The sequence below is a fragment of the Pseudomonas sp. Q1 genome (assembly GCF_009935975.1).
GTDB classification, from domain to species: Bacteria; Pseudomonadota; Gammaproteobacteria; order Pseudomonadales; family Pseudomonadaceae; genus Aquipseudomonas; species Aquipseudomonas palleroniana.
In genome coordinates this window covers 69,919-86,381 of record NZ_QODI01000021.1, presented here as the reverse complement: position 1 = coordinate 86,381, position 16,463 = coordinate 69,919, and the positions used below count along the sequence as shown (strand labels likewise).

At 64.3% G+C, this 16,463-nt stretch carries 2 protein-coding genes (1 of these 2 running past the window's edge); both read right to left on the bottom strand.

What is annotated here, in order from left to right; genetic code table 11:
• A partial coding sequence (locus DK870_RS26495; protein ID WP_161550164.1) for a non-ribosomal peptide synthetase occupies positions 1-9,434 on the bottom strand: 9,434 nt, incomplete at its 3' end.
• Positions 9,431-16,463: the 3' portion of an amino acid adenylation domain-containing protein gene (locus tag DK870_RS26490; RefSeq protein WP_372241723.1), read on the bottom strand. The gene runs 2,798 nt beyond the window's last position; the window shows 7,033 of its 9,831 coding nt (coding positions 2,799-9,831); the start codon falls outside the window, past its right edge; its stop codon occupies positions 9,431-9,433. The genes DK870_RS26495 and DK870_RS26490, both read right to left, overlap by 4 nt.

The following is a 16,463-nucleotide window of genomic DNA, read 5'->3' as shown; positions in this document are numbered from 1 at the left end:
TGGATATCGACGTTTTCACGCTCGGTGAAGTACGCCACCAGGCGCTTGTGCCCCGGTTCGTCCTGACGGGCGAGTACCACCGCGTCCTTGACCTGCGGGTGCTCACTCAGGCGCGTTTCGATCTCGCCCAGTTCGATGCGGAAACCGCGGATCTTCACCTGCTGGTCGTTACGGCCCTGATACTGCAAGGTACCGTCGGCACGCCAGGCCACCAGGTCGCCAGTGCGGTACATCAGCGCCCCGTCGTTGAACGGGTCGGCGAGGAATGTCTCCGCCGTCAGGTCAGCCCGGTTCAGGTAGCCCAGGGCAACCCCCTGGCCACCGATATACAACTCGCCAGTGACACCGACCGGCACCGGTTGTTGACGGGCGTCGAGCACATAAGCTCGGCTGTTGCCCACCGGGCGGCCAATCGGAATGCTGCCCTCGTCTGCCCGCGTAATCTCATGGGTGGTCGAGAAGGTAGTGGCTTCAGTCGGGCCGTAGCCGTTAAGCAGATGCTGGGGTGCACCGTCCTTGAGGACCCGAGCGATCACGTTCGGATCGAGCACATCGCCACCGACAATCAGGTAACGCAGTTGCGGGAAGACCGGCAACAATCCTTCGGCGTACTGGTGGAACAAGCCGGCGGTCATCCACAACACGCTGACTGCTTGTTCCTGCAACAGCGCGGCAAAGCCGGCCTGGGATAGCAATGTGTCCTGATCGACCACCACCACCGCGCCGCCATTGAGCAATGGCGCCCAGACATCCAGGGTACTGGCGTCAAACGCCGGGTTCGAAGCAAACGCCACCCGATCATGCTGATTGAAATCGGCATAGCCGTTGTTGATCACCAGGCGCGTGATGGCGCGGTGCGGCACCAGCACGCCTTTTGGCGTCCCCGTGGAGCCGGAGGTGTACATGATGTACGCCACCGTCTCGGCGGATTGCTCCAGTGCCGGGTTGTGATCAGGCTCAAGACTCAGATCCAGAGTATCCAGGTCCAGGCGACGAGCAACCTGCGGCGTCTCGATCGAGGCCGCCGTCAGCAGCAGAGCCGCCCCGCTGTCCGAGATCATGAAACCTTGACGGTCCAACGGCGCGTTGACATCCAGCGGCACATACACCGCCGCACATTTGCTGATTGCCAACTGGCTGACCAGCAGGTCCACGGAGCGTTCCAGCAAGATCGCCACGCGGTCGCCGGGCGCCACGCCTTGGCCGAGCAGGTGATGGGCCAACTGGTTGGCCCGTCGGTTCAATTGCGCATAACTCACGGCTTGCTCGCCATGCACCGCCGCCAGCGCCTGCGGATCGGCCGCCGCGCGGGCTTCGAACAGCGCGTGCACGGCCTGTGTTTCGGGGTAGGCACGCGTGGTCGGGTTGAACTCGACCAGCACCTGGTGTACTTCGCTCGCCAGCAATACCGACAATTGCTCGAACGGCAGATCGGGGGATTGCTCCAGTGCCTGCACCAACTGCTCCACGACGGTGAGCAGGTAGTCACAGAGACGGCGCGCCTCCAGCGGCGAAACCACCAGTGCATTGAGATTGAATTGCTCGCCCAGGTCATCGACGCTCAAGGTGATCGGGTAGTTGGTGCGCTCTTCGGCGTGCAGGAAGTACATACCGTGCCATACCTGTTCGAGCGCGGCCATGTCCTCGACCACGCCAGTGTGCCGGTAGTTGAGCAAGGCGCTGAACAACGGCACGCTCGCCGGCACCCCGCTGCAACGCTGGGACAGCGCCAGTGAAGCATGCTCGTGCCCCAGTAACGCCGTCAGTCGCGCATGGGTTGCCTTGACGGCCGAGCGCACGCCCACTGCGTCGACATCGACTCGAAGCGGCAAGGTATTGATAAACATCCCCAGCCCACGGTCCGCCCCTTCACCGCCTTGCATGCGGCCGAGCAACACGGTGCCGAATACGACCTCGCGACGGCCCGACACGCTGCCCAACACCCTTGCCCAGGCCAGGTGAAACAGGCTGGCGGCGCTGACGCCGGTCTGGCGTGCCTGTTCGCGCAGGCGCAGGCTCAAGCCCTTATCAAGCAGGTGTGTGGCTTCGCCCACGCCATGCCCATCGCCCTGCACATCCTGCAGACCGAACGGCAAAGTCGGTTCATCGATATCGCTGAGCATCTCGCGGAAAAACCGCTCGTGCTCCGCATCAGTGCTGCCCAGGCGTGCCTGCGCCACATAATTGCGGTAAGGCACCGCGTGCTTCAGCTGTTCGACCTGGCCCTGCAGCAACAGGTGCATTTCCTGTTGCACCACATCAAGGGCGGTATGGTCCATGATCAAGTGATGGAACATCAGCAACGCGACGATCCGCTGATTGGCCTCGTCACGGGCATAGACGATGCGCATCAACGGTGCCTGGGTCAGTTCCAGGCGATAGTGACGGGCATCGAAACGCTCACGCAGCTGGTTCACGACGTCATCGCCGTGCGGGTCGGCGGGCATTTCCTGCACCGCCAGCGCGGCCTTGCGCCACACCACTTGCACCGGGTTTTCCAGGCCTTGCCAGACGAGGCTGGTGCGCAGGATGTCATGGCGATCGATGACCGCCTGCAGCACCTCGATAAACACCTGGAAACGCTCCAGGCTGTCAAACCCGTAACTCGATTGCAGCAAGTAGGGGTCGCCGGTTTCGGCACGGATATGGTGGTACAACACGCCTTCCTGCAATGGCGCCAACGGGTAAATATCCTGCACATTCGCCGTGCCGCCCGGGATCTGGGCGACGATATGGTCGATGCTCGCCTGGTCCAGGGTCATCAGGGGTAGCAGGTCGGGAGTGATGCGTGCGCAGTCAGGCGTAATACGGTTGGCCGGTACAACCACCTCACGCCCGGAGCCGACGGCAGCCGCCAACGCCGCAAGGGTGGGCTGGCGAAACAACACGCGTACATCGGCGCTGAGGTCGGCCTGGCGCATGCGTTCAATCAAATTGACCGCCAGCAGCGAATGGCCGCCCAGTTCAAAGAAGTTATCGTGACGCCCGACTTGCTCGACCTTGAGCACATCCGCCCAGATCTGCGCCAACACGGTTTCCACTTCACCTTGTGGCGCTTCGTAGCCACGGCTCAGCAGGGCCTCCTGGTCCGGTGCAGGCAGGGCCTTGCGGTCGACCTTGCCGTTGTTGGTCAGCGGCAGGCTGTCCAGGCGCACGTAGGCGGCCGGCACCATGTAGTCCGGCAACTGCGCTTGCAGATGCTCACGCAAGGATTGGATATCGACGTTTTCACGCTCGGTGAAGTACGCCACCAGGCGCTTGTGCCCCGGTTCGTCCTGACGGGCGAGTACTACTGCGTCCCTGACCTGCGGGTGCTCACTCAGGCGCGTTTCGATCTCGCCCAGTTCAATGCGGAAACCACGGATCTTCACCTGCTGGTCGTTACGGCCCTGATACTGCAAGGTGCCGTCGGCACGCCAGGCCACCAGGTCGCCGGTGCGGTACATCAGCGCTCCGTCGTTGAACGGGTCGGCGAGGAATTTCTCCGCCGTCAGGTCAGCCCGGTTCAGGTAGCCCAGGGCAACGCCCTGGCCACCGATATACAACTCGCCGGTCACACCGACCGGCACCGGTTGTTGGCGAGCGTCGAGCACGTAGGCACGGCTGTTGCCCACCGGACGGCCAATCGGGATGCTGCCCTCGTCTGCCCGCGTAATCTCATGGGTAGTCGAGAACGTCGTCGCCTCGGTCGGGCCGTAGCCGTTGAGCAGATGCTGGGGCGCGCCGTCCTTGAGGACCCGGGCGATCACGCTCGGATCGAGTACATCACCACCGACAATCAGGTAACGCAGTTGCGAGAAGACCGGCAGCAGCCCTTCGGCGTACTGGTGGAACAACCCGGCGGTCATCCACAACACGCTGACCGCCTGCTCCTGCAACAGCGCAGCAAAATCAGCCTGGGACAGCAGCGTGTCCTGATCGACCACCACCACCGCGCCGCCATTGAGCAATGGCGCCCAGACATCGAGGGTGCTGGCGTCAAACGCCGGGTTCGAAGCAAACGCCACGCGGTCCTGCTGATTGAAATCGGCATAGCCGTTGTTGATCACCAGGCGCGTGATCGCTCGATGCGGCACCAGCACGCCCTTCGGCGTACCGGTGGAGCCGGAGGTGTACATGATGTACGCCGCGGTCTCGGCGGATTGCTCCAGCGCCGGGTTGTGATCCGGCTCGATACTCAGATCCAGGCTGTCCAGGTCCAAGCGACGAACACCTTCCGGCACCTCGACCGAGGCCACCGTCAGCACCAACGCCGCCCCGCTGTCCGCAATCATGAAGCCTTGACGGTCCAACGGCGCGTTGACATCCAGCGGCACATACACCGCCGCACACTTGCTGATTGCCAACTGGCTGACCAGCAGGTCCACGGAGCGTTCCAGCAGGATCGCCACGCTGGCACCCGGCGCCACACCCAGACCGATCAGGTGATGCGCCAGGCGGTTGGCCCGCAGATTCAGTTCGGCGTAGGTCGCTCGTTGCTCGGCATGCACAGCCGCCAATGCCGTCGGTTGTACGGCGGCAAGCGCTTCGAAAACCTCATGGACGGTGTGTGCAGCCGGGTATTCCCGTGCCGTGGTATTGAAGGTGCTCAACACTTGCTCGCGTTCGGCCGCCGGCAGGATTGCCAGTGCCTGCAGCGCAGTCGTGGGGGCATGCTCCAGCGCGTGTACCAAGTGTTCCAGCGCCTGGTGCACAAAAGCGCACAGGCGTTGCGCACCGACTTGTGGCAGGGTCAACACCGTGAGACTGAAACCGTCGCCCCATTCGTCAACGTTCAAGGTCAGCGGGTAGTTGGTGCGCTCCTCGCCGCCGAGCCCTTCCATCCCTTGCCAGGCCAGGGCCTGCGCCACCCCGTCGCCGACACTGCTATGGCGATAGTTGAGCAGCGCACTGAACAACGGCAACGGCGCCAACACTTGGCTGCAACGTTGCGCCAGGGCCAACGCGGCATGTTCATGCCCCAGCAGCGCGCTCAGGCGCGAGTGCGCCTGGCGCACACCGGCGCGAACGTCGCGACCATCCACATCGATGCGCAGCGGCAAGGTGTTGATGAAAATGCCCAGCGCCCGCTCCGCCCCTTCGCCACCGAGCATGCGCCCCATCAACACCGTGCCGAAGACTACGTCTTGCTTACCGGTCACCCCGGCCAGCACTTGGGCCCAGGCCAGGTGAAACATGCTGGCGGCGCTGACCCCGAGGTGGCGCAACTGGCTACGCAGGCGCCGGTTCAACTCGGGGTCGACACGCAGGCTGGCCTCTTCGATCGCCTGGGCATCGCCTTGCACATCCTGCAAGCCGAAGGGCAACGTCGGCTCTTCGATGTCGCCCAACAGCTCGCGAAAGAACGCCTCATGCTCTTGTTCGCTGACACCCAGGCGGGCCTGGGCCACGTAATTACGGTACGGCACCGGCACCGGCAGCTCGGCTGTCGGGTCCAGCAAGTAGGCCTGCATTTCCTGGCTGACGACCTCCAGCGCGGTATGGTCCAGGGCAATGTGGTGGAACAGCAAAATCGCCGCCACCCGCTGATTGAGCGGGTCTTGGGCATACACCAGTTGCATCAGTGGCGCGCGGGCCAGGTCTACGCGGTGGTGACGGGCGCCAAAACGCTGCTCCAGTTGGGCCAGCACGTCGCCGTGGGCGGCGTCCACCGATACGCCTTGCACATCAAGCTCGGCCTTGCGCCAGACCACTTGCACCGGCGCTTGCAAACCCTCCAGCACGATGGCGGTACGCAGGATGTCATGACGGTCGATCACCGCCTGCAGGGCCTGGACAAACGCTTGCAGACGCTGCGCGTCGGCAAAGCTGAAACGCGCCTGCAGCAAGTACGGGTCGCCCTGTTCGGCGCTGAGGTGATGGTAAAGAATGCCTTCCTGCAACGGTGCCAGCGGGTAGATATCCTGCACGTTGCCGACACCGCCCGGTACGCTGTCGACAATCCGATCAATGCTGCTCTGGTCCAACGTGATCAGCGGCAACAGGTCCGGGGTGATGCGTTGGCAATCCGCTTGAATACGGTTGGGCTCGACCGTCACTTCACGCCCCTGGCCAACGGCGGCGGCCAATGCCGCCAGGGTCGGCTGGCTGAACAGTACGCGTACATCGGCATTCAAACCGGCCTGGCGCATGCGACTGACCAACCCCACCGCGAGCAAAGAATGCCCGCCCAACTCGAAGAAGTGGTCATGCCGCCCCACGCGCTCGACCTTGAGCACCTCGGCCCAGATCTGCGCCAGGGTGCGTTCCACCTCGCCCTGCGGTGCCACATAGCTGCGGTTGAGCAGCGCGTCCTGGTCCGGTTCCGGCAGGGCCTTGCGGTCCAGCTTGCCGTTGGCGGTCAGCGGCATATGCTCCAGACGTACGTAGGCGGCCGGCACCATGTACTCCGGCAACTGCGCCTGCATAAAGCCGCGCAGGCTCTCGACATCCACCGCGTCATGCGCGGTGAAATAGGCGACCAGCCGCCCGTCACGGGCCAGCACCACCGCTTCACGCACCTGAGGATGGGTGGCCAGGCAGCTGTCGATCTCGCCCAGTTCGATACGTACACCGCGAATCTTCACCTGGTCGTCGTTACGCCCCAGGTATTCCAGGGTGCCGTCCGCCAGCCAACGCACCAGGTCGCCGGTGCGGTACATCCGCGCCTGCGGGTCGGCACTGAACGGGTCCTTGAGGAAGCGTTCGGCGGTCATTTGTGCACGGTTCAAGTAACCCCGCGCCACCCCGGCCCCCCCCACGTACAGCTCACCGGCCACGCCCAGCGGCACCGGCTTGAGTTGTGCATCCAGCACGTACGCCTGGGCATTGGCCACCGGCTTGCCGATGTGCAACGCCTGTCCTGCCGTGATCACGCCGGAAGTCGCCACCACGGTGGCCTCGGTCGGGCCATAGTTGTTGACCAAGGTAAAGCGTTGCGCCTGGCTGAACTGGCGCAGACGGTCGCCGCCGATCAGCAGGGTCTTGAGGGTCGGGTGTTGCAGGTTCTGGCTGAAGGCGTATTCGGCCACTGGCGTCGGCAGGAAGCTGACATCCAGCGGTTGCGCCTGCCACCAGGCCAGCAAGGCGTCGATGTCTTCGTTGCCCTGCGCCGCCGGCGGCAGATGCAGGGTCGCCCCGACGCACAGGGCCGGCCAGACTTCCCAGGCCATCGCATCGAAACCAAACCCGGCGACGCTGGAGGTATGGCTGCCGGCGTGCAGGTCGAACGCATCGCAATGCCAGTTGACCAGGTTTTCCACAGTCTGATGTTCGACCATTACGCCCTTGGGCAGACCGGTGGAACCGGAGGTGTAAATCACATAGGCCAAGTGTGCCGGGGTCAGGCCGGCGACCTGGGGGTTGCCGCAGGCAGCACCGTGCAGCAGGCGGCTGTCGAGTTCCAGCACCGGCACCTGCAACGTCGGTAAACGCTGGGCCAGCTCCGGCTGCACCAGCACCGCAACCGGGGCGCTGTCTTCGAGCAAGTAGCCGATGCGGTCCAGCGGGTGCGCCGGGTCGACGGGGACATACGCCGCACCGGCCTTGAGGATCGCCACCAGCCCGACCAGGGTGTCCAGGCTGCGCCGCGCGCAGATGGCCACGCGGTCGTCAGGCTGCACGCCCAGCTCGATCAGTTGAAAAGCCAGGTGGTTGGCCTGCTGGTTCAGCTCGGCATAAGACAGCGCCTGTCCGTCATACACCGCGGCGACCGCCTGCGGGTTGCGCTGCACGTGCTGTTCAATACGCTGGTGGAGCGTCAACCCACGTGGGTAGTCGATCTGGGTCTGGTTGAAGTCTTCAAGCACCTGTCGACGCTCAGCACTCGGCAGCACCGGCAGTTGATTGACCGCGAGCGTCGAGCCCTGCTCCAGCGCCTGCACCAGGTGTTCCAGGGCAACGTGCATGCGCTCGCAGAAACGTTGCGCGCCCAGCACCGGCAGCGCCTGCACGGTGAAAGAGAAGCCGTCCGCCAGTTCATCGACACTGAGCGTCAGCGGGTAATTGGTGCGCTTGCGCTCTTCCGTGTGGAAGAACTCGATGCCGCGCCAGGCCGTTTGGGCCTGTTCGGACGCGAGGTCATGCGCTTTATGACGATAGTTGAGCAAGGCACTGAACAACGGTTGCGGCGCGGCCACGCCGCTGCAGCGTTGGGCCAGCACCAGCGGCGCGTGCTCATGGCCAAGCAACGCCGTCAGCCGTGCATGGGTCGCCTTGAGCGCGGCCGGTGCGTCCTGCTCGCCGATGTCCACTCGCAGCGGCAAGGTATTGATCAGCATACCCAGCGCATGCTCGGCGCCTTCGCCGCTGTCCATACGCCCGAGAAATACCGTGCCGAAGACCACCCGCTCATTGCCGGTAACGGCCGCCAGCACCTGGCCCCACGCCAGATGACACAGGCTGGCCGTGCTGACCCCCTGCTGCCGCGCCTGGGCTCGCAGGCGCTGGCTCAACGTCGTCGGGATCGTCAGCGCGGCCTCTTGCAGCAAATGCCCATCACCTTGCACATCCGCCAGGCCCAACGGCAGTGTCGGCGTGTCGACGTCGCCGAGCATCTCGTGGAAAAACGCTTCGTGCTGCTGCTCACTGACGCCCAGGCGCGCCTGCGCTACATAATTGCGGTACGGCACCGGCTTGCCCAGTTGCGCCGCCTGGCCCAGCAAGTATTGCTGGATTTCATGCTGCACCACGGCCAACGCGGCGTGGTCGGACACGATGTGATGCAACATCATCAGGGCGAGCCAGCGCCCCGTCGCCGGGTCCTCGGCACACGCGATACGGATCAGCGGCGCCTGACTGAGATCCAGCCGGTAATGCTGGTTGTCAAAACGCTGCTCCAGTTGCTGGCGGATATCGCCGACGGTCGGGTCCAGGGCGACTTCTTCGACCTGCAGGCGGGCCTGGCGCAAGACCACTTGCACAGGTTCGTCGAGCCCTTCCCACAACACCGCCGTGCGGAAGCTGTCGTGCCGGTCGACCACGTGTTGCAGGGCCTGGTTGAAATCGTCCAGGCATTGGCGGTTGTCCAGGCCGATCAGGCATTGCAAGACGTAAGGATCGCCCTGTGGCTCGGACAGGTGATGGAACAGCAGGCCCGATTGCAGCGGTGCCAGCGGGTAGATGTCCTGGATGTTGGGCGCGCCGCCGGGGATGCACGCGACGATGTGCTCGATAGTCGCCTGATCCAGCGTCATAAGCGTCAGCATGTCCGGGGTAATGCGCGTGCATTCGGCGGGGATGCGGTTGGCTGGAATGGTGACTTGCCCGGTACGCTCTGCGCGGTACTCGCCGGCGTTGATCAAGGCGATCAACGCGGCCTTGTGTTCACGCAGCGCAGCCAGCACGCTGGGTTCCTTCAGCGCTTGCTTGTTGCCCTGCACCACGAGTTGCTCACCCTTGACTGCAAGTTGAACGTCTTTTTCTTTTAATGTCGCCAACAGTTCGAGAACACTCACAGGACCATCTCCATTCTTTCGGTAATTTCGGCGTATTCCCAGAGCGTGGGTTGCTCGAACAGCGCCTTGACGTTCGCATCGATGCCTTCCTGGCGCAGTCGCCCAATGAGGCTGACGGCCAGTAACGAATGGCCGCCCAATTCAAAAAAGTGGTCATGCCGACCGACTTGCTCAACGTTCAACAATTCGCCCCAGAGCCGGGCCAGGGCCATTTCCGTGTCGCTCACCGGCGCTTCATAGGCACGCACCCGCAGCGCCGCCAGGTCCGGTGCCGGCAGGGCCTTGCGGTCCAGCTTGCCGTTGGGGCTCAGCGGCAATGCATCCAGATGCACGAACAGTTGCGGCACCATGTAGTCCGGCAATTGCGCCAGCAAATGCGTACGCAACGCCTCGGTCTCGGCCGGCGCGCCGGTGTAATAGGCCACCAGGCGCTTATCGCCCGGCACGTCCTCACGGGCCAGCACCGTGGCTTCCTGGATATTCGGGAACTCGCCGAGGCGCGCCTGGATTTCCCCCAGTTCGATACGCAGGCCACGGATCTTCACCTGATCATCGTTACGCCCCAGGTACTCGATGTTGCCATCGGGCAGGAAGCGTCCAATGTCACCGGTGCGGTACATGCGTCCGGCGTTGAACGGGTCGTCGAGGAAGCGTTCGGCCGTCAGCTCCGGGCGGTTCAGGTAGCCACGGGCAAGCTGCACGCCACCGATGAACAGCTCGCCACTGACACCCAGCGGCACCGGTTGCAGGTGTTCGTCCAGCAGGTACATACGGGTATTGGCGATCGGTTTGCCGATTGGCGTGTTATCCGGGGTGACCGGCCCTGCGCAATCCCACGCGGTGACGTCCACCGCCGCTTCGGTCGGCCCATAGAGGTTGAAGAGCGAGCTGGCCGGCAGTTGCTGCTTGAAGCGACGCACCACACTGCCAGGCAGTGCCTCACCGCTGCACATCACCCGCACCAGCCCGGCCGCCTGGCTGACATCGCCATGGGCGAGGAACACATCGAGCATGGAGGGCACGAAGTGCAGCGTGGTGACGCGCTCGGCCTGGATGATTTCGCATAGGTACTGCGGATCCTTGTGCCCACCCGGGCGGGCCATGACCAGGCGAGCGCCGATGAACAATGGCCAGAAGAATTCCCACACCGACACATCGAAGCTGAACGGGGTTTTCTGCAGCACCGTGTCGCTGGCGTCGAGGCCGTACTCTTCCTGCATCCACAACAGGCGGTTGACCACCGCGCTGTGCTCGTTGATCACCCCCTTGGGTTTACCGGTGGAGCCCGAGGTATAGATCACGTAAGCCTGGTGTTGCGGGGTCAACCCGGCAATCAGCGGATTGCTCGCCGACGCCTGTTGCCAGGTCTCCTGCTCCAGGTCCACCACCGGTACGCTGATTTCACCGAGCAGACCACGAGTCGCCTCTTGCACCAGCACCACGGCCGGCGCGCTGTCTTCGAGCATGTAGGTCAGGCGCTCCTGCGGATAAGCCGGGTCCAGCGGCACATAACCGCCACCGGCCTTGAGGATCGCCAGCAGGCCGATGACCATTTCGAGGCTGCGCTCGACGCAGATCGCCACGCGCGAATCCGGCTGTACACCCAGCTCGAGCAGGTGATGGGCCAGACGGTTGGCGCGCTCATTCAGCGCGCGATAGCTCAGCTGCCGGGTGTCAGACAGCAGTGCAATGGCATCCGGCGTGCGTTGCACCTGGGCTTCGAAGAGGCCGTGCAGGGTTTGTTGCAACGGGTAGTCGCGGGCCGTGTCGTTGAACGCCACCAGCAGCGTTTCGCGCTCCTCGGCCGGCAGTACTGACAGTTGCCACAAGGCCGTATGCGGTGCGGTCTCTAGCGCTTGCACCAGGTTGTACAAGGCGGTCTGCACATAATCCAGCACGCGTTGGGCATCCACCGCGATGGCCTGCACGTTCAAGCGGAAACTGTCGCCTTGGTCATCGACGTTCAACGCCAACGGGTAGTTGGTGCGCTCCTCGCTGGCCAGGGTTTCGATGCCGACCCAGGCGTCACGGGTCTGGTGCATCACCCCATCGCTGGCACTGTGGCGATAGTTGAGCATCGCGCTGAACAACGGTGCCGGCGCGGCCACGCCACTGCAACGCTGGGCCAGGGACAGCGAGGCATGCTCGTGCCCCAGCAGCGCCGACAGCCGTGCATGGGTTGCACGCACGCCGTCTTGTGCGCTGTGCTGACCGAGGTCGACGCGCAGCGGCAAGGTGTTGATGAACATGCCCAATGCGCGGTCGGCGCCTTGGCCGCCCTGCATACGCCCAACCAGTACCGTGCCGAACACCACATCCTGCTTGCCCGAAACCGCACCCAGCACCTGGGCGTAAGCCAGGTGGAACAGGCTGGCGACACTGACTCCCAGGGTACGCGCCGCCGCACGCAGGCGCTGGCTGACATCTGCCGGCAGCACCTGCGTGACCTCGGCCACGGTGTTGCCGTCGCCCTGCACGTCCTGCATGCCGAAGGGCAAGGTCGGTTCGTCAACGTCACCGAGCATCTCGCGGAAGAAGCTTTCATGTTCCTGTTCAACGCCGCCCAAACGTGTCTGGGCCACGTAGTTGCGGTACGGCACCGGCGCGGCCAGCGGTTCGGTGGAACCCAACAGGCTGGCCGCCATTTCCCAACTGACCACCTCCAGCGCGGTGTGGTCCAATGCCGTGTGGTGGAACAACAGCACCGCCACTATCCGTTCGTTGAGTTCATCACGGGCATAGGCCAGGCGCATCAACGGCGCCTGACTGACATCCAGGCGGTAATGCCGGGCATCAAAGCGTGCATGCAGCTGGCTCAGGATGTCGCCCTCGGCCGGGTCGAGCACCAGCTCCTGCACCGCCAATTCGGCCTTGCGCCACACCACTTGCGCCGGAGTGCTCAGGCCCTCCCAGACAATCCCGGTGCGCAGGATGTCGTGACGGTCGATCACGCCTTGCAAGGCGTGGGCAAAGCGCTGCAGACGCTCCACGCTGTCGAACGCCATTTGCGACTGCAACAGGTACGGGTCGCCCTGCTCCGCCGTGATGTGGTGGTACAGGATGCCTTCCTGCAACGGTGCCAAGGCGTAGATATCCTGCACGTTGGCGACGCCGCCCGGCACGCTGGCGACGATGCGGTCGATCGCCGCCTGGTCCAGGTCCGCCAGGGGCAGCAGGTCCGGGGTGATGCGTACGCAATCGGGCGTGATCAGGTTGGCCGGTACGGCTACCTCACGCCCACTGCCCACCGCAGCGGCCAGCGCTGCCAAAGTCGGCTGGCTGAACAGCACGCGCACGTCGGCGCTGAGGTCGGCGCGGCGCATGCGTTCGATCAGGTTGACCGCCATCAGCGAGTGGCCGCCCAGTTCAAAGAAGTTGTCGTGACGACCGACTTGCTCGACCTTGAGCAGGTCGGCCCAGATCTGCGCCAGTACGGTTTCCACTTCTCCTTGTGGCGCTTCGTAGCCACGGCTCAGCAGGGCTTCCTGGTCCGGTGCAGGCAGGGCCTTGCGGTCGACCTTGCCGTTGTTGGTCAGCGGCAGATGGTCCAGGCGCACGTAGGCGGCCGGCACCATGTAGTCCGGCAACTGCGCGTGCAGATGCTCACGCAAGGCTTGGATATCGACGTTTTCACGCTCGGTGAAATACGCCACCAGGCGCTTTTTCCCCGGTTCGTCCTCACGCGCGAGTACCACCGCGTCCTTGACCTGGGGGTGTTCACTCAGGCGCGTTTCGATCTCGCCCAGTTCGATACGGAAACCGCGGATCTTCACCTGCTGGTCGTTACGCCCCTGATACTGCAAGGTACCGTCGGCACGCCAGGCCACCAGGTCGCCGGTGCGGTACATCAGCGCTCCGTCGTTGAACGGGTCGGCGAGGAATTTCTCCGCCGTCAGGTCAGCGCGGTTCAGGTAGCCCAGGGCGACACCCTGGCCACCGATGTACAACTCGCCGGTCACACCGAACGGCACCGGTTGTTGGCGGGCGTCGAGCACATAGGCACGGCTGTTGCCCACCGGACGGCCAATCGGGATGCTGCCCTCGTCTGCCCGCGTAATCTCATGGGTGGTCGAGAAGGTGGTGGCTTCGGTCGGGCCGTAGCCGTTGAGCAGATGCTGGGGGGCGCCGTCCTTGAGGACCCGGGCAATCACGCTCGGATCGAGTACATCACCGCCGACGATCAGGTAACGCAACTGCGGGAAAACCGGCAACAATCCTTCGGCGTACTGGTGGAACAACCCGGCGGTCATCCACAACACGCTCACCGCTTGCTCTTGCAACAGCGCAGCAAAATCAGCTTGGGACAGCAGCGTGTCCTGATCGACCACCACCACCGCGCCGCCATTGAGCAACGGCGCCCAGACATCCAAGGTGCTTGCGTCAAACGCCGGGTTCGAAGCAAACGCCACCCGATCGTGCTGATTGAAATCGGCATAGCCGTTATTGATCACCAGGCGTGTGATCGCCCGATGCGGCACCAGCACGCCCTTCGGCGTACCCGTTGAACCGGAGGTGTACATGATGTACGCCGCCGTCTCGGCGGATTGCTCCAGCTCAGGGTTATGCTCAGGTTCGTCGGTGAGGTCGAGGCGATCCAGGTCCAGACGACGAGCACCCTCAGGCGCATCTATCGAAGCCGCCGTCAGCAACAGAGCCGCCCCGCTGTCCGAAACCATGAAGCCTTGACGGTCCAACGGCGCGTTGACATCCAGCGGCACATACACCGCCGCACACTTGCTGATTGCCAACTGGCTGACCAGCAGGTCCACGGAGCGTTCCAGCAGGATCGCCACGCTGGCACCCGGCGCCACACCCAGACCGATCAGGTGATGCGCCAGGCGGTTGGCCCGTCCGTTCAGTTCGGTATAGCTGAGCTGTTGCTCGCCATGCACCGCCGCCACCGCCTGGGGAGCCGCCACCGCATGGGCTTCGAACAGCGCGTGCAAGGTGCAGGTGTGCGGGTAATCCCTGGCAGTGCCATTGAACGCCTGCAGCACCTGATGACGCTCAGCCGGCGGCAGTATCGACACACCGTTGAGGGGCGCCGATGGCGTATGGGCCAGCGCATCGACCAACTGTTCGATGACGGTATTGAAGTAAACACCGATTTTTTCCGCGTCCAGCGTGGCAACCGCCAATATGCTCAGGCTGAACTGCTCGCCCAGGTCGTTGACACTCACGCTCAGCGGGTAGTTGGTGCGCTCATGCACATCCATCACCGCAATGCCGCGCCAGGCGTGCTGGTACTCGGCCTGCTCGGCCGCCGACGGCAGCGCACTGTGCCGGTAGTTGAGCAAGGCACTGAACAACGGCACGCTCGCCGGCACCGCGCTGCAACGTTGCGCCAGCGCCAGTGCGGCGTGCTCATGGCCGAGCAAGCCACTCAGGCGGGCATGGGTGGCCTTGACCGCCGCCTGCACCGGCTGGTCATCGATGTCGACACGCAGCGGCAGGGTGTTGATAAACATGCCCAGCGCCCGGTCGGCGCCGTCTCCGCCCTGCATGCGGCCCATCATCACCGTGCCGAACACTACGCGGTCGGTCTGCGCGATAACACTCAGCACCCGCGCCCAGGCCAGGTGAAACACGCTCGCCGGGCTGACGCCCAGTTGCCGGGCATGTACACGCAGCCGGCGGCTCAGGCCCGCGTCGAGGGTCAGTTCGGCTTCGTCGATGTCCGCCCCGTCATCCTCGACGCTCTGCAGGCCAAACGGCAGGGTCGGTTCCTCGATGTCCGCCAACATTTCGCGAAAGAACGCTTCATGCTGCTGCTCACTGACGCCCAGACGCGCCTGGGCGACGTAGTTGCGATAGGGCACCGCCGCTCCCAGGCGGTCGGCGTGATCCAGCAGATACGCCTGCATTTCATGCTGCACCACCTCGACAGCGGTGTGATCGAGCACCAAGTGATGGAAGACAAAGAACGCGACGATTGTCCCGCGTGCCGCATCATGGGCGTAGACCAGGCGCATCAGCGGTGCCTGGTTCAGGTCGAGACGGGCGTAGCGCGCCCGTACTTCGGCACGCAGTTGCTCGGCGACTGGCGTTGCGCCAGGGGCCGGCGTGAACGGCTCCACCGGCAATGGCGCATGGCGCAACACCACTTGCATCGGCTGCTCCAACCCTTCCCAGAGCACGGCGGTGCGCAGGATGTCGTGGCGTTCGACCACCTGTTGCAGGGCTTGGCAAAACGCCTGAAACCGCGCGCTATCCGCCAATTCGAATTGCGACGTGAGGACGTACGGGTCACGGTGCTCGGCCGACAAGTGCAGGTAGAGAATGCCCTCCTGCAACGGCGCCAAGGGATAGATGTCTTGCACATTGGCCGCACCACCGGGCACCGCGGCGACGATCCGGTCGATGCTCGCCTGATCCAGTGTGGCCAGGGGCAGCAGGTCCGGGGTGATCCGGGTGCAGCCGGCCTCGATGCGATTGGCCGGCACCGCCACTTCGTGGCCGGCGCCCACCGCCGCCGCCAGGGCCGCCAGGGTCGGCTGGCTGAACAGCACGCGCACATCGGCGCTCAGGCCCGCCTGGCGCATGCGTTCCACCAGGTTGACGGCCAGCAACGAATGCCCGCCCAGCTCGAAGAAGTGGTCATGCCGCCCCACCCGCTCGACTTTGAGCACATCGGCCCAGAGCTGCGCGAGGGTGGTTTCCACCTCGCCCGCCGGGGCTTCATAGCCTCGGCTGAGCAATGCTTCCAGCCCGGGCTCCGGCAGGGCCTTGCGGTCGAGCTTGCCGTTGGCGGTCAGCGGCAGGCTATCGAGCTGCACGTAGGCCACCGGCACCATGTATTCCGGCAGCTGCACCTGGACAAAGCCACGCAGGCTCTCGGCGTCCAGCGCATCGTCGGCGGTGAAATAGGCGACCAACCGCCCGTCACGGACCAGCACCACCGCTTCACGGACCTGGGGATGGGCGGCCAGGCAACTGTCGATTTCGCCCAGTTCGATGCGTACGCCACGGATTTTCACCTGGTCATCGTTACGCCCCAGGTACTCCAGGGTGCCGTCCTCACGCCAGCGC